This window comes from Sphaerisporangium aureirubrum (assembly GCF_042658925.1).
GTDB classification, from domain to species: Bacteria; Actinomycetota; Actinomycetes; order Streptosporangiales; family Streptosporangiaceae; genus Sphaerisporangium; species Sphaerisporangium aureirubrum.
In genome coordinates this window covers 1-19558 of the sequence record NZ_JBHSRF010000057.1, presented here as the reverse complement: position 1 = coordinate 19558, position 19558 = coordinate 1, and the positions used below count along the sequence as shown (strand labels likewise).

The 19558-nt window shown below is 71.0% G+C and carries 21 protein-coding genes; 9 read left to right on the top strand and 12 right to left on the bottom strand.

The features are described from left to right. Nucleotides 1-19 precede the first annotated feature (19 nt). From ACFP1K_RS28825 to ACFP1K_RS28815, 3 genes are all read left to right on the top strand, one after another. The gene (locus ACFP1K_RS28825; protein WP_380759076.1) at nucleotides 20-973 is read left to right on the top strand and encodes an ATP-binding protein; all 954 of its coding nucleotides are present in this window, start codon (nucleotides 20-22) and stop codon (nucleotides 971-973) included. A 131-nt stretch (nucleotides 974-1104) separates the two neighbouring features. Continuing rightward, nucleotides 1105-1491 (top strand): SCO5389 family protein, encoded by a 387-nt coding sequence (locus ACFP1K_RS28820; RefSeq protein ID WP_380759074.1) that lies wholly within the window; start codon nucleotides 1105-1107, stop codon nucleotides 1489-1491. A 234-nt stretch (nucleotides 1492-1725) separates the two neighbouring features. Then, nucleotides 1726-2370 (top strand): GNAT family N-acetyltransferase, encoded by a 645-nt coding sequence (locus ACFP1K_RS28815; RefSeq protein ID WP_380759072.1) that lies wholly within the window; start codon nucleotides 1726-1728, stop codon nucleotides 2368-2370. A gap of 282 nt (nucleotides 2371-2652) precedes the next feature. Here the strand turns inward: ACFP1K_RS28815 and ACFP1K_RS28810 are convergent, their stop codons facing one another. After that, a complete protein-coding gene (locus tag ACFP1K_RS28810; protein ID WP_380759070.1) occupies nucleotides 2653-3135 on the bottom strand; it encodes a hypothetical protein in 483 nt (160 codons plus the stop codon). A gap of 363 nt (nucleotides 3136-3498) precedes the next feature. Between ACFP1K_RS28810 and ACFP1K_RS28805 the strand changes: the two genes are divergently transcribed. Together ACFP1K_RS28805 and ACFP1K_RS28800 are read left to right on the top strand one after the other, a co-directional pair. Beyond that, nucleotides 3499-6579, top strand: coding sequence for an AfsR/SARP family transcriptional regulator (locus ACFP1K_RS28805; protein ID WP_380759068.1), 3081 nt, complete (start codon nucleotides 3499-3501; stop codon nucleotides 6577-6579). A gap of 434 nt (nucleotides 6580-7013) precedes the next feature. Beyond that, nucleotides 7014-7340 carry a hypothetical protein gene (locus tag ACFP1K_RS28800; RefSeq protein ID WP_380759066.1) on the top strand — a complete coding sequence of 109 codons (327 nt, stop codon included), beginning with the start codon at nucleotides 7014-7016 and terminating at the stop codon, nucleotides 7338-7340. A 12-nt stretch (nucleotides 7341-7352) separates the two neighbouring features. Here ACFP1K_RS28800 and ACFP1K_RS28795 read toward each other — a convergent pair whose 3' ends face one another. Beyond that, nucleotides 7353-7943 (bottom strand): TetR/AcrR family transcriptional regulator, encoded by a 591-nt coding sequence (locus tag ACFP1K_RS28795; RefSeq protein WP_380759065.1) that lies wholly within the window; start codon nucleotides 7941-7943, stop codon nucleotides 7353-7355. A 116-nt stretch (nucleotides 7944-8059) separates the two neighbouring features. Further along, nucleotides 8060-8581 (bottom strand): GNAT family N-acetyltransferase, encoded by a 522-nt coding sequence (locus ACFP1K_RS28790; RefSeq protein WP_380759063.1) that lies wholly within the window; start codon nucleotides 8579-8581, stop codon nucleotides 8060-8062. Between the two features lie 66 nt (nucleotides 8582-8647). Here ACFP1K_RS28790 and ACFP1K_RS28785 point away from each other — a divergent pair, with 66 nt between their 5' ends. Then, nucleotides 8648-9142: a winged helix-turn-helix transcriptional regulator gene (locus ACFP1K_RS28785; protein ID WP_380759061.1), complete on the top strand. Its 495-nt coding sequence runs from the start codon at nucleotides 8648-8650 to the stop codon at nucleotides 9140-9142. Here ACFP1K_RS28785 and ACFP1K_RS28780 read toward each other — a convergent pair. Continuing rightward, the gene (locus ACFP1K_RS28780; protein ID WP_380759058.1) at nucleotides 9139-9810 is read right to left on the bottom strand and encodes a VC0807 family protein; all 672 of its coding nucleotides are present in this window, start codon (nucleotides 9808-9810) and stop codon (nucleotides 9139-9141) included. The two genes, ACFP1K_RS28785 and ACFP1K_RS28780, sit on opposite strands and share 4 nt — an antisense overlap. Nucleotides 9811-9985: 175 nt before the next feature. Between ACFP1K_RS28780 and ACFP1K_RS28775 the strand changes: the two genes are divergently transcribed. Further along, complete coding sequence (locus ACFP1K_RS28775; RefSeq protein ID WP_380759056.1) at nucleotides 9986-10816, top strand: SURF1 family cytochrome oxidase biogenesis protein; 831 nt, start codon at nucleotides 9986-9988, stop codon at nucleotides 10814-10816. A gap of 174 nt (nucleotides 10817-10990) precedes the next feature. Continuing rightward, nucleotides 10991-12187, top strand: a complete 1197-nt coding sequence (locus ACFP1K_RS28770; protein ID WP_380759054.1) for an amidohydrolase family protein — start codon at nucleotides 10991-10993, stop codon at nucleotides 12185-12187. 79 nt (nucleotides 12188-12266) lie between these two features. On the opposite strand, the gene ACFP1K_RS28765 is transcribed toward ACFP1K_RS28770, so the two are convergent. The 3 genes from ACFP1K_RS28765 to ACFP1K_RS28755 all read right to left on the bottom strand — a co-directional run bounded on the left by ACFP1K_RS28765 (nucleotide 12267) and on the right by ACFP1K_RS28755 (nucleotide 14475). Then, entirely contained in the window at nucleotides 12267-12644 is a 378-nt protein-coding gene (locus ACFP1K_RS28765; RefSeq protein ID WP_380759052.1) for a YkvA family protein, read from the bottom strand. 121 nt (nucleotides 12645-12765) lie between these two features. After that, the gene (locus ACFP1K_RS28760) at nucleotides 12766-13749 is read right to left on the bottom strand and encodes an LLM class F420-dependent oxidoreductase (RefSeq protein WP_380759050.1); all 984 of its coding nucleotides are present in this window, start codon (nucleotides 13747-13749) and stop codon (nucleotides 12766-12768) included. A 48-nt stretch (nucleotides 13750-13797) separates the two neighbouring features. Then, on the bottom strand, nucleotides 13798-14475 hold the full coding sequence (locus ACFP1K_RS28755; protein WP_380759048.1) for a TetR/AcrR family transcriptional regulator: 678 nt from the start codon (nucleotides 14473-14475) through the stop codon (nucleotides 13798-13800). A gap of 214 nt (nucleotides 14476-14689) precedes the next feature. Here ACFP1K_RS28755 and ACFP1K_RS28750 point away from each other — a divergent pair, with 214 nt between their 5' ends. Further along, nucleotides 14690-15583, top strand: a complete 894-nt coding sequence (locus ACFP1K_RS28750) for a hypothetical protein (RefSeq protein ID WP_380759046.1) — start codon at nucleotides 14690-14692, stop codon at nucleotides 15581-15583. 3 nt (nucleotides 15584-15586) lie between these two features. On the opposite strand, the gene ACFP1K_RS28745 is transcribed toward ACFP1K_RS28750, so the two are convergent. The 5 genes from ACFP1K_RS28745 to ACFP1K_RS28725 all read right to left on the bottom strand — a co-directional run bounded on the left by ACFP1K_RS28745 (nucleotide 15587) and on the right by ACFP1K_RS28725 (nucleotide 19500). After that, nucleotides 15587-16660, bottom strand: coding sequence for an aspartate-semialdehyde dehydrogenase (locus tag ACFP1K_RS28745; RefSeq protein ID WP_380759044.1), 1074 nt, complete (start codon nucleotides 16658-16660; stop codon nucleotides 15587-15589). Then, a complete protein-coding gene (locus ACFP1K_RS28740) occupies nucleotides 16657-17934 on the bottom strand; it encodes an aspartate kinase (RefSeq protein ID WP_380759042.1) in 1278 nt (425 codons plus the stop codon). Before ACFP1K_RS28740 ends, ACFP1K_RS28745 begins: the two co-directional genes overlap by 4 nt. Nucleotides 17935-18024: 90 nt before the next feature. Continuing rightward, entirely contained in the window at nucleotides 18025-18555 is a 531-nt protein-coding gene (locus ACFP1K_RS28735; RefSeq protein WP_380759039.1) for a DUF5063 domain-containing protein, read from the bottom strand. After that, entirely contained in the window at nucleotides 18548-19147 is a 600-nt protein-coding gene (gene recR / locus ACFP1K_RS28730; RefSeq protein ID WP_380759037.1) for a recombination mediator RecR, read from the bottom strand. Before recR ends, ACFP1K_RS28735 begins: the two co-directional genes overlap by 8 nt. A gap of 5 nt (nucleotides 19148-19152) precedes the next feature. Continuing rightward, nucleotides 19153-19500 carry a YbaB/EbfC family nucleoid-associated protein gene (locus tag ACFP1K_RS28725; protein ID WP_380759035.1) on the bottom strand — a complete coding sequence of 116 codons (348 nt, stop codon included), beginning with the start codon at nucleotides 19498-19500 and terminating at the stop codon, nucleotides 19153-19155. Nucleotides 19501-19558 lie beyond the last annotated feature (58 nt).

Below are 19558 nucleotides of genomic sequence, written 5' to 3'. Positions count from 1 at the left end.
ATCAGATGGGATCGGGTACATGAGAGTTGCCTTCGTCGGCAAGGGCGGCAGCGGCAAGACCACCCTGTCGTCCCTCTTCGCCAGGCACACCGCGCGCCAGGGCGACCCGGTGGTGGCCGTCGACGCCGACATCAACCAGCACCTCGGCATGGTGCTCGGGCTCGCCCCGGCGGACCTCCCCGAGCCCCTCGGCGCCCACCTTCCCGAGATCAAGGACTACCTGCGGGGCGACAACCCCCGGGTGGCCTCCGCCGCGTCCATGGTCAAGACCACCCCGCCCGGCCGGGGCTCGCGGCTGGTCACGCTCGACGACCCCTACTTCTCCGCTCGGCACGCCGTCCCCGTGCAGGGCATGCGGCTCATGGTCACCGGTCCCTTCAGCGAGGACGACCTCGGCGTCGCGTGCTACCACTCCAAGGTCGGCGCGGTCGAGCTGTTCCTGAACCACCTGGTCGACGGCCCGGACGAGTACGTCGTCGTCGACATGACCGCGGGCGGCGACTCCTTCGCCTCGGGGCTGTTCACCCGGTTCGACATGACGTTCCTGGTGGCCGAGCCGACCCGCCAGGGCGTCGCCGTCTACCGCCAGTACCGCGACCACGCCCGCGACTTCGACGTGCCCATCGCGGTCGTCGGCAACAAGGTGCACTCCGCCGCCGACGTGGCGTTCCTGCGCGAGCAGGTCGGCGACGACCTGCTGGTGTGCCTGGAGCACTCCCCGGCGATCCGCGCGATGGAGCAGGGCCGGGGGTTCACCCTCGACGACCTCGAACCCGCCGGCCGCGCGGCGCTGTCGGTGCTGCTGGCCCGGGTGCGGGCCCAGGAGAAGGACTGGGCCAAGTTCGGCCGCCAGACCGCCGAGTTCCACACCCGCAACGCCAGGGCGTGGGCCAACCGCGCCACCGGCGAGGACCTTCTCCACCAGATCGACCCCGGCTTCGTCTACGGCGAGCGTCCCGCCGTCGTGGCATGAGGCCGGGCGTGGCGCCGGGCGACCGGGCTGACCGGCGGGTGCCGGTCAGGACTGTCGCCCTCGCGCCACCTTCAGTGCGACCGGCGCGGCGCCTAGCGTCGGATCCGTCCCTTGCGAGAGGAGAACCAAGCATGTCGCTGACAGTTCCCAACGAGCTCCTCGACCAGGCGCGCGCGGGTGACGTCGATGACGCGGCGTTCGTCGCCTGCGTCCGCGATTCCCTCCCGTACGCCTGGTCGCTGATCACCGACCTGGTCCGGCGGCGCGAGGTGAGCGGGGCCGAGTTCGCCGACAACCTCACGCCGCCACCGGACGAGGCGGCGCGCGGCCAGTTGCTGCGCTGCCTGGCCAGCGACGCGATGCGCGGCGCCCTGGAGCGCCACTTCGGCGTACGGCTCGCCTTCCAGAACTGCCACCGTGTCGCCGTGTTCGATCCCTCGGCCGAGAAGGCGCTCGCGGAGTTCGTCACCGCCCGCGCCCAGATCCTCAACCAGCGGCCCGACCTGGTCGACTGCTAGCCGGTCAGGCCGGCGTGACCCCGTCACCGGGTCCGGCACCGCGCCCGGACCCGGTGACGGCGGTCACCGCCCCGCGATCACGGAAGCCTTACCCTCCCCCCGTGTGCACGGCCCCTCGCGATCACGGCTCTGACCTGCGGATTCATCGGGCTGACCGGCCCGTCGTCCAGCGCTCACCAAGATGTCGCATCGCATTTGGCGCAGGTTCAAAGACCTACCCACCATCATTTGCTCATGCCCGCTTTTGTCACCCTGTCCGGGCGCTCCGTGCGCCTGGAACCGCTCGGCCCCGCGGTGATCGACGACCTGGTCGCCGCGGCCGGTGAAGACCGCTCCACCTATGGCTTCACTCGGGTTCCCGCAGGCCGGGAGGAGATGGCCACGTACGTCGCGGCCGCTCTGGCTGAGCAGGCGGAGGGACGCACCTTGCCCTTCGCCATCAGGTGGCTGCACACCGACCGAGTGGTCGGATCCACCCGCCTCATGAACCTGGAGTACTGGCAGGGTCCCCTGCCGTGGCCTCCCGGCACCCGTGGCGTGGTGGGAGAGGTCCCGTCCGTGGCCGACATCGGTTACACCTGGCTGGGCGCTTCGGCCCAGGGCACCGGCGTGAACCGGGAGAGCAAATACCTGATGCTCTCGCTGGCCTTCGAGACCTGGCAGGTCCACCGCGTCACCCTGAAGGCCGACGTACGCAACATCAGATCCCGGGCCGCCATCGAGGCCCTCGGCGCACGCCTCGACGGCGTGCGGCGGGCGGACAGCCGAGGCGCCGACGACACGGTCCGAGATACCGCGTACTACTCGATCCTGAGTTCCGAATGGCCGGTGGTCCGAGAACGGATGCACGCGAGGCTCGGCCTCGTGGAAGCGGCGTGAGCTCCCCGTTCCTTCGATGAACCCATGGAACGACACGGCCCGCCCGGTCGCCTTCCGGCGTCCGGGCGGGCCCTGTTGTCCCCCGCGATATCCCCTAATCCCCGATGTTTCCCCCCGGGCCCCGTTACCCCCGGTTCGTCCCCCATCGGTGACCTGAATGCCCTGCCGGCGCGTCACGCACCGGTTCGTCCCCCGCCGGAAACCCCGTGCCCTGTTCGGCTCAGGCCCTCACCTGCCGGAGACCGCCGGGCGAGAGGTGTCCCTCACCGCCCGGCGCGCAGATCACACCTCGTCGGCTTCGTAGATGTAGTTCCAGCGGCCGCAGTACTTCTTCTTGTCCTGGTGGTCGTTCCAGTAGCAGACGCGGACCTGGACGCTGTCGACCTCGTCCTCGTAGAAGTGGAACGCCCGGTAGCCGTTGGAGCCGCACTTCCTGGCCCAGTAGGTCGACTCGTCGCCGTCCTCGTTCTCGAACTTGACCTGCACGTATCCGCACAGCCACCAGGGCGAGTGCTTGTCGTAGACCTTGCCGGAGACGTGGATCTTGCCGTGGTCGTCCTCCCAGACCTGGCCCTTGGCCTTGGCTCGGGAGTCGTGGTCGTAGTACTTGGAGTAGTAGTAGCCCCAGTCGTCCTCGAAGTCGTAGCTCGTGCTGCTCGCCGGGGCGGTGGCCGCGCCGGCCGAGGAGGCGAAGGCGGGGAGGCCGACGGCGATGACGGCGGAGGCGGCAGCCAAGCCGAGAATGTTGCGGATCGAGCGGTTCATGGTGGTTCTCCTGAGATGAGGGCTCCCCGGTTTTCTTGCCTGCCGGGGCTTGCTGTGTCTCATTGATAGAACCGACCGCCTGCAAGCCACTTACAGCGGCCTTATCCGCGCCTGCAAGGCGCTTGAGACACCCTGCCGGGCCCGATTCGGGGACGGGGACCCGGCGCGGCGGCCACGGGTGTGCGCGGCCGCCCCCGCGGGGGTCGCGCCCGATCCGTGCCCTCAGCATGAGCCGCGCAGTTCAACGGGAGATTGACGAGAAATCAACGCTCTGATTAACGAGATGCCGAGCGCATAGGGAGAATGCTTGCGGGGATCTATTATTTTCAACGCAAACTGGTCGCAGGCTGGAGAACAAGAAGTATGGCTGGTCAAGATGGCGAGGCTGGCCTGCGGTTCGCCGTGCTGGGTCCCGTGCAGGCGTGGCGAGACGGCATGGAGCTCGAACTCGGCACTCCGCTGCAACGATCCATCCTCGCCATGCTGCTGCTGCGCGAGGGCCGCGCCGTCACCCCGGTGGAGATGATCGACGCGGTCTGGGGGCAGGACGCACCGCCGCGGGCGCTCGGCGCGCTGCGCACCTACGTGTCCCGGCTGCGGGCCGTGCTGGAGCCGGGCCGCTCGCCCCGCACCCGGCCTGAGCTGCTCACCTCCGTCGGCCGTGGCTACGCGCTGCGCCTTCCCCAGGGCGTGCTGGACCTCGCCGTCTTCGAGCGCCGCGTCACCACCGCGGAGACCGAGCGCCGCGCGGGCGACCCGTCGGGCGCCGCCGAGACGCTGCGCGAGGCGCTGACGCTGTGGAGCGGCGAGCCGCTGGCCGGCGCCGTCGGGCCCTACATCGAGAACCAGCGCGGCAGGCTCATCGAGCGCCGCATCGGCGTCGTGGAGACGCTGATGGAGCTGGACCTCAACCTCGGGCGGCACGCCGACGTCATCCCCGAGCTGATCGCCCTCACCGCCGAGCATCCGCTGCGCGAGCGCCTGCGCGGCCAGCTCATGCTCGCCTACTACCGCTGCGGGCGGCAGGCCGACGCGCTCACGGTGTTCTCCGAGACCCGCCGCGCCCTGGTCGAGGAACTCGGCATCGACCCCGGCCCCGAGCTGGCGGCGCTGCAACAGCGCGTCCTGTCCGCTGACCCCGCGCTCGGCTGGGCCGCCCCGCCCCGGCCGCACGCCCCGCCGCGGGACGACAAGGGCAAGGACGCGAAGGAACGCCAGCGCGGCACCGGCCGTCCGCAGGGCGGCCCCGCCTCCGCCGCGCGCGACGCCGCCGCCCCCGGCCACGAGGACGACGAGCACGACCACATGCAGGAGCTGCCGCGCCCGGCCCAGCTCCCGGCCGCCGTCAGCGACTTCACCGGCCGCAAGGAGGCCGTCAACCGCCTGCGCACCCTGCTGACCAGCGCCACCGGCAGCGAGGGCGTGCCCGTCGTGGCGGTGTCCGGCATAGGAGGTGTGGGCAAGACCGCACTCGCCGTGCACGTGGCCCACTCGTTGCACGACGTGTTCCCCGACGGCCAGCTCTACGCCGACCTGCGCGGCTACACCGAGGAGCCCACCGCACCCGAGTCGGTGCTCGCCGCATTCCTGCGCGCGCTCGGCCTCCCGGTGGACGTCATCCCCGACGGCCTCGCCGAGCGCGCCGCGCTGTTCCGCTCACTGCTCGCCGAGCGGTCCATGCTCGTGCTGCTGGACAACGCCAGGGACACCGCGCAGGTCGCGCACCTGCTGCCCGGCACCGCGGGCTGCGCCGCCGTCATCACCAGCCGGGTCAAACTCGCCGACCTGCCCTCGGCCCGCCTGCTGGACCTGGAGGTCATGGAGCCGGAGGAGGCGCTCGGCCTGTTCTCCGCGGTCGCGGGCCCCGAGCGGGTGTCGGTCGAGCGGGCCGCCGCGATGGACGTCGTGGCGATCTGCGGCTTCCTCCCGCTGGCCGTGCGCATCGTGGCCGCCAGGCTCGCCGCCCGTCCCTCGTGGACGGTGGCCTCCCTGGTGCCGCGGCTCACCGACGAGCACCGCCGCCTGGACGAGATGCGCATCGGCAACCTCACCGTGGAGGCGACCTTCGCCCTCGGGTACAACCACCTCGAACCAGGCCAGGCCCGCGCGTTCCGGCTGCTGTCGCTGCCGAACGGCCCGGACATCTCGGTGCTGGCCGCGGCCGGGGTGCTCACCCTCAGCCCGATGGAGACCGAGGACATGCTGGAGTCCCTGGTCGACGTCAGCCTGCTCGAAGCGCCCGCGCGCGGCCGGTACCGCTTCCACGACCTGCTGAAGCTGTTCGCCCGCCGCCAGGCCGAGACCACCGAGGACCCCGCGGCTGGCGCGCTCGCGCTGCGCAGGCTCCTCGGCTTCTACCTGGCCTCCGCGCAGGCGGCGCACCGCCTGGCGTACGAGGGCAGCGTCATCGCCGACCACCTGGTCGCCGTCCCCGGCACCGGCCGGGGCTTCTCCGGTGCGGCCGAGGCCATCGCCTGGCTCACCGTGGAGGCGGAGACCCTGTTCGCCGCCATCGGCCAGACCGCCGAGTCCGGCCCGACGCCCGAGGCGCTGCTGCCCGCCGCCGACCTGCTGCTGGCCATGGAGCCGCTGCTGGAGTCGGGCGCCTACGTCAGGGAGTTCGCCGCGCGCACCGGCGCCGTGCTCGCTGCGGCCCAGCTCATCGGCGACCGGGCCGGCGAACTGCGCTGCCGGTACGTCCTCGGCCGCGTGCTGTTCGGCGCCAACCGGCTGTCCGACGCCGAGGAGCAGTTCCGGGCCGCCCTGGAGCTGGCGACGGCCACGGGCGACCGCATCGTCACCGGCGAGATCCTCAACGGGCTCGCCGTGGTGTCCGGGCGGGCCCGGCGGCACGAGGACGCGCTCGCCTGGTTCGACGCCGCGCTGCGGGCGTACCGGGAGATCGGCGCGGTGGCCGGGGAGGCGCTGGTGGCGAGCTACTCGGCCCGCGACCACCTTCTGCTCGGCGACGCGGAGGCGGCCATCGCGGCCGCCGAGCGCGGCCTCGCCCTGTTCACCGAGCTCGGCAGCGGCGCGGGCATGGCCAGGGCCCGCTACCACCTCGGCATCGTGCTGACCCGGGTGGGACGGCTGACCGAGGCCGTGGTGCACCACGCCGAGTGCCTGGACTTCTTCCGGGCGGGCGGGCAGAAGGTGTGGGAGCAGCGGGTGTGCTGCCGTCTCGCCGAGACCTTCATCGCCGCCGAGCGGTTCAGGGACGCGGTGCGGCACGCGGAGCAGGCGCTCACGCTGAGCAGGGAGATCGGGCATCCGTACGGGGAGGCGCTCTCGCTGACGGTCTTAGGCCGGGCCCTCGCCGGGACCGGCAGCGTCCGGCGGAGCGGCGACTGCCTCAGGCGCGCCCTGGACATCTTCACGCGGCTGGGCTCCCCCGAGGCCGCCGATCTGCGCGCCCTTCTGAAGCTGGACCAGGTCAGCGATTAGGTCCTGGACGTCCCAGCCGGGCTCGTCGTCCATGCGTGTCATCCATACATGGTTGATCATCTATGGCTCACCGCGTTCCGTCGGAGTTCCAGGTTCGGACCGTACGAGTGCCCGGCCGGCCGTCCGCCGCCGCGGGACGCCAGGGGGCCCGGTACTCACCGGAAGGCGACCCGCGGCGGCCGGGCCGCCTCTCGAAGACGACCGGCCGGACGTGGCACGGACCTCGAACCCCCCAAGCTCCGTGCCCACGTCCCCAGGGTTCCGGCTGGTGCTCAACGTTGGATCAACACGGGATAAACAGGACCAGCCGCGCAGGTCAGCGACCTAGCTGGGGTGCCGGGTGGCTATAAGCGGTTCGCAAGTGCCGTTCAAGTGGGTACGAGTATCAAAGGAGCGTAAAGCCCGCACCCTTGTGTTCCTAGGAGCGGATCCCGATGCTGATCCCGTGCTTCGCGTGCGAGTCCCGATTCCGGCCGGACGAGTTCTTCCTCGCCTGCCACGACTACCACCGTGGCATGGATCTGGTCGCATGGACGTGCCCCCGCTGCGGCAACCGGGACGATTTACGCGTCCTACCCGACGCACTCGGCTTCGGCTACCCCCGGCGGGGCCGCTTCGACGTCCAGGACCGCTACAAGGTGCCCGGCCTGCGGCGTCACCGCCAGGACCTGCGGCTGGACATCTCTCTGAACCAGGACGTCTGGCACGTGCACACCAGGCTCCACCGGCTCACCGCCGGCCGGTCGCCCGCGCGGGCCTGACCCCCGCGTGGGCTAGGGCACGCGCAGGCTGTTCCACGCGGCCTGGCACAGGTCCTGGATCTCCTCCGAGGTGGGCTGGTGCGCGCCGGAGAACCACAGGCGGCACATCTCGGTGGCCGAGCCGAGCCACAGGACGTAGCACATCGTGGGCGCCACCGGCCGCAGCACGCCGTCCTTCATGTGCGGGCGCCACCAGTCGGACACCTCGCGGAAGAAGGCCCGGCGCGCCTCGGCGACCTCGGGGCCGCCGGGCTCCTCGCGGCGCGGCGGCCGTTCGCTGATCAGGATGCGGGCCCGTTCCGGGTGCTCCCCGCACCACGCCATGTGCATCGCCACGATGGCCTCGATGCCGTCCCTGGCGCTCTCGTGCCTGCGCAGTTCCTCGATGAAGGCCCGCTGATACATGCCCTGGATCTCGGCGTAGAGCACCCCGAAGACGTGTTCCTTGCTGGCGAAGTGGTGGTAGAAGCTGCCAACGCTCACCCCGCTCTCCTGACGGAGGCTGGCGAGGGTGGTGCTGGAGACGCCATCCTGGCTGAACCGGCGCAGCGCTCCCTCGATGATGCGGGTGCGGCCGTCACGGCTGTTCTTCGGGCTCTTCACGAAGTCAATGGTGACTCAACAGAACGTTGTTCTGCAAACCGGCCTGGAGGCGCCCCCATCATAGCGGCCTCCAGAGCGGTCCGGCACGACGGCGACCCCCCCGGACGGCGGCGGGCTCAGAGGGGGCCGATGGGCGCGGCGACCTCCACGACGGCGGCCTCGATCCGCATCCGGGCGCCGGGCCAGCGCCGCTTGATCATGGCGAGCACCCGGCGGTTGTCGCCCATCACGTCCATGCCGACCTCGTGCGCCCCGCGCGCGACGGCTCGCCGCAGCAGCGCCCGCACCAGGCGGGAGCCGATGCCGCGTCCCTGCCACTCGTCGGCCACCATGACCGCGATCTCGGTGGAGCCGTCCCGCAGGTAGCCCATGGCGTGCCCGAGCACGCGCTCGCCGCCGTCCACCGCGAGCAGCACGTCCCGCCGCTCGTCGACGGCGATCAGCGCGCGGACCAGTTTGCGGTCGGTGCGCCCGTACCCGGTGAAGAACCGCAGGGTGAGGGTGCGCGGCGACAGGCCGGCCACGAAGGCGCCGACCCGTTCCTCGTCGTCCATCCGCGCCGGCCGGATCTCCACGGCGGGCACGGCGGGTGCGGCGGCGGGCGAGACCGGGGGGCTCGGCGCCTGGGTTCGAAGCATGGACTCAGCCTTGCGGAGAGCACCTGAGTCTGTCAACTAGACTTAGCAGGGTTGGGAAGGATGAAGATGACGACCTACGATTCGTCCATGCCCGAGCGTGACGTCTTCCGAGTGGAGAACTGCTCGATCGAGCGCACCCTCTCCGTCATCGGCGAGAAGTGGACACTCCTCGTGCTGCGCGAGGCCTTCAGCGGGGTCCGCAGGTTCGCCGACATGCAGGCGGGCACCGGCGCCCCCCGCCAGGTGCTGAGCGCCCGGCTGGCCCGCCTGGTGGAGGAGGGCCTGCTGCGCAAGGTCCCCTACCGCGAGCCCGGCAGCCGCCGCCGCGACGAGTACCGCCTCACGCAGAAGGGGCTCGATCTCTATTCGATCCTGGTGAGCCTGATGCACTGGGGCGACCGGTACCTCGCCGACTCGGCGGGCCCCCCGGTGCTCCTCACCCACCGCGACTGCGGCGCCCCCATCACCGGCCACCTGGTGTGCGCCGACGGCCACGAGGTGACCTCGCCCCGCGAGGTCAACCCCTGCCCCGGCCCCGGCGCCCGCCGCCTGGCCGGCTAGGCAGCCGGCGGCGCGGCGTCCTCGCGCTGCACGGCCTGGAGCACCCGGCGGAAGGCGAGCAGGGTGGCGAGGGCCGCCAGGCACATCAGCGCCGCGACCGCCGCGGTGCGGACGATCAGGTAGGTCTGGATCGGCTCGCTGAACAGCAGCCACAGGCTCAGGGTGCCGTTGACGAACTGCGCCGTCCCCCACAGCACCGACAGCTGCACGAAGAGCCGCCGCATGCGGGGATGCCCGACCAGGTGGTCCGGCAGCGGCACGAGGTCGGTGGTCACCCGCTCGATGAGCGGGCGGCGCGCGCCCGCCGTGGTCAGGAACGCCAGCCCGGCGCAGAACACCCCGAGCGTCGGCTGGAGGAAGTAGACCACCAGGTCCCCGGTGACCAGCGCGAGCGCGACCCTGGCCGTGATCGCCAGCATCGCGAGCAGGACGGTGCCCGGCACGGCCTGACGGCGCGCCAGCCGCAGCGCGGCCCCGCCGTACACCCAGGCCACCGCCATCACCAGCCCGCCGGTGACCCCGGCGAGCATCAGCCCGGCGTAGAACACCGCGACCGGAAAGATCATGCCTTCCAGCACGCGCGGCACCGCGTGCCGGATCAGTGCTGACAATCGAGGCAACTCGACGTGCCGTGCGTCGGACACCGGCACGAGGGTGGTCACGGTCATCGTGGCGGGGGCTCCCGGAAGGCAGAAGGGCATGCCGATGGGGTGATCGGGGATGAGAAACCTCAACGACCGTACGGCATGCCCCCGCCCGCCGCGACCGGTTCGCAAAGATCTTGGACCGGGCCCGCGGGTGGCCGCGTCACGGACCGCCCGCCCGCCTGCCTACTCTGAGAACGTGTACCGGTTCCTCCTCACGCCCCGCTGGCTGGCACTCCACGTGCTGGTCCTCGTGCTGATCCCCGCCTTCATCCTGCTGGGACGCTGGCAGTTCGGGCGGTTCGAGGAGCGGTCGGCGGCGAGCGAACTGGCCACCACGAACCTCGCCGCGGCGCCGGTGCCCCTGGAACGGCTGGACAGGCCGGGTGCGGGAGTTCCCCAGCAGATGCGCTTCCGGGGCGTCACCACCACCGGCAGCTACGATCCCGCACACGAGCTGCTGGTCAGGCGCCGGGTGCAGAACGGCATGCCGGGCTATTTCGTGCTGACGCCGCTCGTCACACCCGGCGGCGCGGCCGTGCTCGTGAACCGCGGATGGGTGCCGATGGGGCCGACCGCCGACACCCCGCCGGAGGTCCCGCCGCCGCCCGCCGGTGAGGTAAGTGTCACCGGCCGGCTACGCCCGGCCGAGACCGAGGACAGCACCGGCATCGGCACCCTCCCCGGCCTGCCGGCCAACCAGATCATGCTGATCGACACCCCCGGCATCGCCGGGCGCCTGCCCTATCCGGTGTTCGGGGGATTCGTCGAGCTGACCAGGCAACGCCCGGCCGCGGCCACGGCCCCCGAGCCGGTGCCCGAACCCGACGTCGGCGGAGGCGGCGGGCTCAACCTCGCGTACGGCGTGCAGTGGTGGCTGTTCATCGGGATCGCGATCGGCGGATGGTTCATGCTGATCCGCCGTGAGGCCCGTGACCTGCGGGATGCCGCCGAGGAGGCGTCCGGGCAGACCCCCGCCGCGGAGGCCGTGACCCCGCCGGCCGCCGCCCGCCCCGCCCCGGGTTCCTGAGGGCCGCGGGACGGTGCCACCCGACCGGCCGCCCATTGACAATCCCTGTCTGGAATTCGTCATGTTCCCGGACAGTTACCCGCTGACACCGGGACGCCGCTCCGCGCGCGAACGGATACCAACCGGAGACCTCCCAGCTTGTCTCGTGTTATTCGTGCGGCATACGGTTTGCTCGTGAACACATCGCTGCCCCCTGACCCCGAGCCCAGGCGGCGCGACTATGTGATCATTTCTGTGGACGATCATGTGATCGAGCCTCCGGACCTGTTCGAGGACCGCCTGCCGGAGAAGTACACCGAGGCGGCCCCCAAGGTCATCGAGACCGAGTCCGGCCACCAGGTCTGGCGGTACAACGGCACCACCTACTCCTGCGCCGGGCTGGACGCCGGAGCGGGCCTGCCGCGCGAGCAGTGGACGCTGGACCCCGTGCGGTTCGAAGAGATGCGCCCCGGCTGCTACGACATCGAGGCCCGGATCAAGGACATGGACACCGCCGGCATCTGGGCGGCCGTCAACTTCCCCGGCATGCTCGCCGTGCAGTCCGGCATGGCCTTCGCCCGCACCCGCGACCAGGACCTCGGCCTGGCCCTCACCCGCGCCTGGAACGACTGGCACTGCGACGTGTGGGCGGGCACCTACCCCGAGCGCATCATCGCGCTCCAGCTGCCCTGGCTGGCCGACCCCGAGGTCGCCGCCAAGGAGATCCGGGCCAACGCCGCCCGCGGCTTCAAGGCGGTGCTCTTCCCCGAGTTCCCCACCCGCATGCGGCTGCCGTCCGTGCACACCGGCCACTGGGACCCGTTCTTCGCGGCCTGCGAGGAGACCGGCACGGTCGTGTGCCTGCACACCGGCGCCTCGTCCTGGTCGCCGGTGCCCTCGCCGGACACCCCCATCGAGGCGATCACCACCATGATCCCGGCCAGCGCGATGTTCGCCTGCGCCGACTGGCTGTGGTCCGGCGTGCCGCTGCGCTTCCCCAAGCTGCGCATCCTCATCGTCGAGGGCGGCGTCGGCTGGGTGCCCATGCTCGCGGCCCGCGCCGACTACGCGCTGGACCACCCCGTGGCCGGCGAGGCCACCTGGGAGGGCGGCCTGAAGCCCAGCGAGGTGCTGCGCCGCAACTTCTTCTTCGGCACCCTGGACGACTACGCCCTGTCCGGGGTGCGGCTGGCCGTGGGGCTGGAGCACGTGCTGCTGGAGAGCGGTTACCCCCGGTCGGAGTCCACCTGGCCCGACGTGCAGCAGACGCTGGCCCGCAACCTCGGCAGCCTGCCGCCCGCCGACATCGCCCGGGTCGCCTACGGCAACGCGGCCCGGCTGTTCGGCCACCCGCTCCCCTCACGCGCCTGGCTCCTGCAGGAGGAGATCTAGGCGCGCCGCGTTTCCCGGTGCCCGGTCGGCCCGTCGCGGGCCGTCCGCCGCGACGCGCGGCGCCGCCAGGTGTGAGGTTCTACCGGCGCGGCGGAGCCGGCGGCAGGTGGCCGTCGTCCGGCAGCACCTCGCCGCGTACCCGCTGCCGTTCCCAGTCGACGTAGCGCCCGCCCTCGCCGAGCAGGGAGCTCATCAGCCACAGGAACGCGCCGAAGTCGTCGGTGACGCCGATCAGCGGCAGGAACTCGGGGATGAGGTCGAACGGCGAGACGATGTACACGACGCCGAGGCCCATCATGGCCAGCTTGCGCTTGCTCAGCCCGCCGTACTCCCCGCGCAGGGTGCCGCCGATCATCCTCGGCAGTGCCCTTACCCTCGCCATCAGGCCGGGCGCTCCCGGCCGGGTCACGTCACGGTAGGTCCGCCATGTCGCGGCGGCGCGTCCAGCCTTGCCCATCGTGGCCACCTCTTGTCCTTGCGTCCCCGCGCCCGACAGGGCGTCCGGATCCGCCGGCGCCCCTACCCCCACGCGCTTTCCGTTAACGCGCGGCCGTGGCGCCGGAGTTCCTGCGCCGCCGTCAGGACGCGGCGGGCGCGAGGGCGCGCACCGCCTCGGGCACGGTGACCTCGCCCGCGGGGATCGGCGCGAGCACCGGGGTGGTGAGGCCGTTGTCCACGTACTCACGGATCCGGGCCCGGCAGGTGGCCGCGTCGCCGTGCACGATCAGGTCGTTCACCACCTCGTCCGGGATGGCCTTCAGCGCCGCGCGCCGGTCGCCCGCCGCCCACGCCTCCTGCATGGGCCGCAGCGTCTCGCCGCGGCCGAGCCACTCGTGGAACGCCGCGTACACCGGCACCGTGAGGTACGCGGCCAGCATGCGCCTGCCGAGGTCCATGACCCGGTCGGTGTCCTCGGTGACGCAGACGAACAGGCGGGCGGCCAGCTCGGTGTCCTCGCCGATCTCGGCCCGCACCGTGCGCACGTCCCCGGGCGACAGCCAGTTGGTGATGGCGCCGTCGGCCTCGCTCGCGGCGAGGTGCAGCATGCGCGGGCGCAGCGCGGCGAGCATGATCTTCGGCGGCACCTTCGGGGCCCGGTCGAGCCGGAAGCCTGTGACCGAGAAGGTCTCGTACTGCTCGGTGACCTTCTCGCCGGTCATGGCGGTGCGCAGGAAGCGCAGGGTGTCGCGCGTGCGGGCGTACGGCTTGACGAACGTGCCCGCGTTCCAGCGCTCCACGATGGCCGGCGACGAGGACCCGATGCCGAGCACGAAGCGCCCGGGCGCGACGTCGGCCATGGTGGCGGCGGACATGGCGAGCAGGCCGGGGCCCCGGGTGGACACCGGCACGATGGCGGTGCCGAGCCGCAGCTCGGGGGCCCAGCCGGCGGCCAGCGCCAGCGGCACGAACCCGTCGGTGCCGCTGACCTCCGCGGACCAGGCGTCGGTGTAGCCGAGCCCCGGCAGCTCGGCTACCAGGTCCCTGGAATCGGCCATCGCGCGATCGAAGAACGGGATCGTGATACCCCAGCGGTTCACCGTCCACCTCCTGGCGCCGACCATACCAACCGGACGGTATGTCGCACAGGGCCCGCGCCGACGCGCGTCCGTTCAGGCCCGCAGCTCGCGCACCGCCGTGATGAAGTCCTTGGTCACCCCGCGCAGGCCGGGCAGGTGGGACAACCCCACCAGCCGGTCGATCAGCGGGACCATCACGTCGATCAGCCGGTACGTGCGCTCGCACCCCGGCGAACCGTCGTGCACCCAGAACAGCACCACGCCGAGCCAGGACAACCACAGCAGCTCGGGGAGTTCCTCGCGCAGGTCGGAGTCGATCCTGTGGTCCCCGGAACCCTCCACGACCTCGCGGTAGACGCGGATCGCCGCCTCCCTGGCCGGGGTGGACTCCCCGCTGAACGGGCTGAGCGGGTTGTCCGGTTCGGAGGCGTGCTTGAAGAACTTGACCGCGAACTCGTGGTACGGCTCGGACACCCGCACCCAGGCGTGCAGCACGCCGCGCAGCCGCACCGCGAACGCCCGTTCGCCGGCGAGCAGCTCGGAGCAGGCGGCCTCGTGCTCACACTGGGCCAGATCGTAGTAAGCCTGGACCAGCTGCTCTTTTGACGCAAAGTAGTAGTAGGCATTTCCCACCGAGACGCCCGCCTCGGCGGCGATGGCGCGCATCGTCGTCGCCTCGTATCCCCGTTCCTTGAACAGGCGAAGGGCCGTCTCGACGATGACCTGCCGGGTCTTCTCTCCCCCACGCGCTCTCGGCGTCGATTCGGCCACGGGCCCACTGTACGACCCAGAGCCGGTCAAGGTCACAGACGCACAGCGTGGCCGCCATATTCCGACCAAAACCCACAGAGCAGTGGAGTCGGCACTTTCCGCGGGTGGGATAGATCTTCTTGGCGGAAGGGCGCCCGTGCAACAGAGGATCTATATGGGTTCGCATCCCGGTACACGGGGGCCCGCGTGGCTTGGTGCCAGCGCGCTGCTCGCCGTGCACATCACGGTGACCGCGCTGGCGTCGTCCACGGCGCCCGCCTCGGCCGACAGCGGTTCGGCCCTGTCCAGGAATCTGTCGGCGCGGGACCGCGCCGGACTGTACTCGTCACCCGGACTGGAGGCGGGCCAGGCGGCGCACATCTGGCACAAGGCCGAGCACCGCGAGGCCTCACCGGCCCACCGGCTCATCCGGCGCGGGAAACCCGCGAAGGTCCACCGCCGGCCACAGGCTGCGCTGAACGTCGCGAAGACGCCGAGGAAGGGGACCACCAATGCCTTGAAAGCCGTCAAAGCGGCTAAGGGCACCAAAACCATCAAGTCCGGAAAGGCCACCAAGGTCGAGGCAGCGAAAGCGACCAAGGCTACGAAAGCAGCTAAATCCTTGACGTCGGCCGCAAGAGCTGTGAAGGCCGTGGAGAGGCTGAAAGCGGGCCTGGTGACCGGGCGGGTCAGTCCGGTGCTCTGGAGGCAGCACGCGCTCTTTCAGAACCTGCGGCTCCCCCACCAGGAAGCCGCCAACAGGCTCAGGCACGCAGGTCTCCGATGGCGCTCCTCCGGGCGCTGCGTCAACCGGCACCGGTCCACATGCACATCACTGGATCAGGTACGGCTCGGCACGCTGTGGGGGATCGTCGACCTGAAACGCCGCAGCGGCTGCCCCATCGTGGTCACCGGCGGGACCGAGACCGGTCACGCGCACGGCCCGCGCAGCCACGGCAGCGGCTACAAGATCGACATCGAGCACAACAGGTGCGTCGACCGGTTCATCCGCGGAAAGCGCTCCGGCGCCGTCCGGGGGGACGGCGCCGGGCTCTACCACGAGTACCGGCCGAGCGGTCACACGGTGTACGCCAACGAGCCGAGCCATTGGGACATCGCGTTCACCTGACGGCTAGGACGTGAACTCCGGCGCCAGCAGCTCGGCGATCTCCGCGGTGTTCAGCGCCGCGCCCTTGCGCAGGTTGTCGCCGCAGACGAACATGTCGAGCGTGTTGGGGAAGTCCAGCGCCTGCCGGATGCGGCCGACGTAGGTCGGGTCGGTGCCGACCACGTCGGCCGGAGTCGGGAACACGCCGTTCTCCGGGTCGTCCAGCACGACCACGGTGGGCGCCGCCTCCAGCACCGCACGGGCGTCCGCCGCCGTCACCGGCCCGGCGAAGGTCGCATGCACCGCCAGCGAGTGCGTCGTGACGACGGGCACCCGCACGCAGGTCGCCGACACCTTGAGGTCCGGGATGCCGAGGATCTTGCGGGACTCGTTGCGGACCTTCAGCTCCTCGGAGAACCAGCCGTCCCCCTTGTACGACCCGGCCGCGGGCACGACGTTCAGCGCCAGCGGCGCGGGGAACGGCGAGTCCAGCAGGTCGGGCACGGTCTTGCGCACGTCGCCGGCGACGGTGCCGAGCGAGCGGTTGCCCGCGACCGCCTCGATCTCGTCGTACAGCCGCGCCGGGCCGACCACACCCGCGCCGGACACCGCCTGGTAGGAGGCCACGACCAGCTCGCGCAGGCCGTACGCCCGGTGCAGCGCGCCGAGGGCGGCCATCATCGACAGCGTGGTGCAGTTGGGGTTGGCGATGATGCCCTTCGGCCGCGCGCGCACCTGCTCGGCGTTGCACTCGGGCACCACCAGCGGCACGTCGGGGTCCATGCGGAACGCCCCGGAGTTGTCCACGACCACCGCGCCCCGGGACGCGGCGATCGGCGCCCACTCGGCGGACACCTCGTCCGGCACGTCGAACATCGCGACGTCCACGCCGTCGAACGCCTCGGGGGACAGCGCGACCACGGCGACCTCACGGCCCCGCACCCGCAGCAGCTTGCCCGCCGAACGGGCCGAGGCGATGAGCCGGATCTCGCCCCACACGTCGGGACGGCCGGACAGGATGTCGAGCATCACCGTGCCGACCGCGCCGGTGGCGCCGACGACGGCCAGGGTGGGACGGCCCTCACGCTGCTCGCTCATCGGCCGGTCCCCCCGTACACCACGGCCTCGACCTGGTCGGCGTCGAGGTCGAACGCGGCGTGCGCGGCGGTGACCGCGGCGTCCACCTCGTTCTGGCCGACGATGACCGAGATGCGGATCTCCGAGGTGGAGATCATCTCGATGTTGACCCCGGCGTCGGCCAGCGCGCCGAAGAACTTCGCGGTGACCCCGGGGTGCGAGCGCATGCCCGCGCCCACCAGGGACACCTTGCCGATCTGGTCGTCGAACAGGATCTTCTCGAACCCGATCTGGTCCTGGATGCGCTTGAGCGCCGTGACGGCGACCGAGCCGTCGGCGGACGGCAGCGTGAACGAGATGTCGGTGCGGGCGGTGGCCGCCGCCGAGATGTTCTGCACGATCATGTCGATGTTGATCTCGACATCGGCCAGGGTGCGGAAGATGGCCGCGGCCTCTCCCACCTTGTCGGGGACGCCGACCACTGTGATCTTCGCCTCGCTCCGGTCGTGCGCGACACCGGAGATGATCGGCTGTTCCATCTCGATTCCTTCAGTGTTGGGATCGGAGGAGACGACCCACGTCCCTTCCTTGTTGCTGAACGAGCTGCGGACATGGATCGGCAGGTCGAAGCGCCGCGCGTACTCCACGCACCGCAGGTGGAGGATCTTGGCGCCGCACGCGGCCATCTCCATCGCCTCCTCGTAGGAGATGCGCGGGATCTGGCGGGCGGCGGCGACGATGCGCGGATCGGCGGTGAAGATGCCGTCCACGTCGGTGTATATCTCGCAGACGTCGGCGCCGAGCGCCGCCGCCAGCGCGACCGCCGTGGTGTCCGAACCGCCCCGGCCGAGCGTGGTGATGTCCTTGGTGTCCTGCGAGACGCCCTGGAAGCCGGCGACGATCGCGATCTGCCCGTCGTGGACCGACTCGGCGATGCGCCCCGGCGTCACGTCGATGATGCGGGCCTTGCCGTGGGTGGAGTCGGTGATCACACCGGCCTGGGAACCGGTGAACGACCGCGCCTGGTGCCCCAGGTTGGCGATGGCCATGGCCAGCAGCGCCATGGAGATGCGCTCACCCGCCGTCAGCAGCATGTCCAGCTCGCGGCCCGGAGGCAGCGGCGTCACCTGCTGGGCCAGGTCGAGCAGTTCGTCCGTCGTGTCGCCCATCGCCGAAACGATCACCACGACATCGTTGCCGGCTTTTTTCGTCGCGACGATCCGCTGGGCGACCCGCTTGATGCGGGCGGCGTCGGCGACGGAGGAACCACCGTACTTCTGGACAACGAGCGCCACGGGATGTCTCCCAAAGGTTCAGTCTGCGGAGCTCACAGTCTATCGACGCCGCTGAAAGGGCCGAATCGAATAACCACCATGTGGACGGATTCAGGCGATCGTGGACTCCTCCACCACGTCAAGACGGGTGTGCGCGACCAGCGCCTGCAGGGCCCGCATGGCCGCGCCGGCGTGGTTGCCCCAGGTGTTGAAATAGGAGAACTGCCACCACCACAGGGCTTCGAGCGGACGCCCGGCGCGGTAGTGGCCGAGGCCGTGCACAAGATCGGCGGCGACGGCCGCCAGGTCGTCCGACAGGCGGTACGGCGTGACGACCGTGTCCTTGTAGGGGTCGAACACCTCGGCGTAGTCGTCCACCTCGCCGAGGCGGGTGGCGAGCGCCGTGCGGACGCCGTCGAGATCGGGGTCCGGGCCGGTGGCCGGCTCGAAGTTGCCCTGCAAGATCACGTCCTGGGCCGCGCCGAGCTGCGCGCCGGCCAGACTGACCTGGGACACCTCGACGAGCAGCATGGGGAGGATGGCGTCACCACCCTCGCCGCTCGCCAGCCGGGTCAAACCGTCGAGATAGTTCTGCGCGTGTGCCGCGACCCGATCGGCGAGCGCACTCCACTCGTCAAACATCCAGCAGCCTCCGTCCTTCGAAAGCGCGGCCCAAAGTGACCTCGTCGGCATACTCGAGATCGCCGCCCACGGGCAGACCGCTGGCCAATCGTGTCACTTTCAAACCCATCGGCTTAACAAGCCTGGCCAGATAGGTGGCCGTCGCCTCGCCCTCCAGGTTGGGGTCGGTGGCGATGATCAGCTCGGTGATCTCGCCGTCCGCCAGCCGGATCATCAGCTCGCGGATGCGCAGATCGTCAGGTCCGACGCCTTCGATCGGGCTGATCGCCCCGCCGAGCACGTGGTAGCGCCCGCGGAACTCCCTGGTCTTCTCGATGGCGACGACGTCCTTGGACTCCTCCACCACACAGATGACGTGCGGGTCGCGGCGGGCGTCCCGGCAGATCCGGCACTCCTCCTCGGCCGCGACGTTCCCGCAGACGCGGCAGAAGCGGACCTTCTCCTTCACTTCGAGCAGCGCGTGCGCGAGTCGTTTGACGTCGGCCGGATCTGCGGACAGCAGGTGGAACGCGATCCGCTGCGCGCTCTTCGGACCGACGCCGGGCAGCAGCCCGAGCTCGTCGATCAGGTTCTGGACCACACCTTCATACATGGCGGCTAGAACCCCGGCAGTTGGAGGCCGCCCCCGCCGAGTCCCTGCGCGAGCGGACCGAGCTTCTCCTGCTGGAGGTCGCCCGCCGCCCGTACCGCGTCCCGCACCGCGGCGATCACCAGATCGGCGATCGTGTCCGCCGTCTCCTGCGGATCACCCGGATCCACCACCGCCGGGCTGATCTTCAGCTCCAGCAGTTCCCCCCCGCCGTTCACCGTGGCGACCACCAGCCCGCCCCCCGCCGACCCCTCGACCTGGGCGTCATTGAGCTCCTGCTGAGCCGTAGCGAGCTGCTGCTGCATGAGCTGCGCCTGCTCCAGCAACTGCTGGAGGTTGACATCACCTGGATTCACGATCGTGCGCTCCTCATGACTTCCGCGTGTCCCCCGAGCCTACGGCGTCCCCCCCACC

Excerpts from the sequence above, each read along its gene's own strand:
- ACFP1K_RS28825 (WP_380759076.1), top strand. The coding sequence starts at position 20 with ATGAGAGTTGCCTTCGTCGGCAAGGGCGGCAGCGGCAAGACCACCCTG.
- ACFP1K_RS28820 (WP_380759074.1), top strand. The coding sequence starts at position 1,105 with ATGTCGCTGACAGTTCCCAACGAGCTCCTCGACCAGGCGCGCGCGGGT.
- ACFP1K_RS28815 (WP_380759072.1), top strand. The coding sequence starts at position 1,726 with ATGCCCGCTTTTGTCACCCTGTCCGGGCGCTCCGTGCGCCTGGAACCG.
- ACFP1K_RS28810 (WP_380759070.1), bottom strand. The coding sequence starts at position 3,135 with ATGAACCGCTCGATCCGCAACATTCTCGGCTTGGCTGCCGCCTCCGCC.
- ACFP1K_RS28805 (WP_380759068.1), top strand. The coding sequence starts at position 3,499 with ATGGCTGGTCAAGATGGCGAGGCTGGCCTGCGGTTCGCCGTGCTGGGT.
- ACFP1K_RS28800 (WP_380759066.1), top strand. The coding sequence starts at position 7,014 with ATGCTGATCCCGTGCTTCGCGTGCGAGTCCCGATTCCGGCCGGACGAG.
- ACFP1K_RS28790 (WP_380759063.1), bottom strand. The coding sequence starts at position 8,581 with ATGCTTCGAACCCAGGCGCCGAGCCCCCCGGTCTCGCCCGCCGCCGCA.
- ACFP1K_RS28785 (WP_380759061.1), top strand. The coding sequence starts at position 8,648 with ATGACGACCTACGATTCGTCCATGCCCGAGCGTGACGTCTTCCGAGTG.
- ACFP1K_RS28780 (WP_380759058.1), bottom strand. The coding sequence starts at position 9,810 with ATGACCGTGACCACCCTCGTGCCGGTGTCCGACGCACGGCACGTCGAG.
- ACFP1K_RS28765 (WP_380759052.1), bottom strand. The coding sequence starts at position 12,644 with ATGGGCAAGGCTGGACGCGCCGCCGCGACATGGCGGACCTACCGTGAC.
- ACFP1K_RS28760 (WP_380759050.1), bottom strand. The coding sequence starts at position 13,749 with ATGGTCGGCGCCAGGAGGTGGACGGTGAACCGCTGGGGTATCACGATC.
- ACFP1K_RS28745 (WP_380759044.1), bottom strand. The coding sequence starts at position 16,660 with ATGAGCGAGCAGCGTGAGGGCCGTCCCACCCTGGCCGTCGTCGGCGCC.
- ACFP1K_RS28735 (WP_380759039.1), bottom strand. The coding sequence starts at position 18,555 with ATGTTTGACGAGTGGAGTGCGCTCGCCGATCGGGTCGCGGCACACGCG.
- recR (WP_380759037.1), bottom strand. The coding sequence starts at position 19,147 with ATGTATGAAGGTGTGGTCCAGAACCTGATCGACGAGCTCGGGCTGCTG.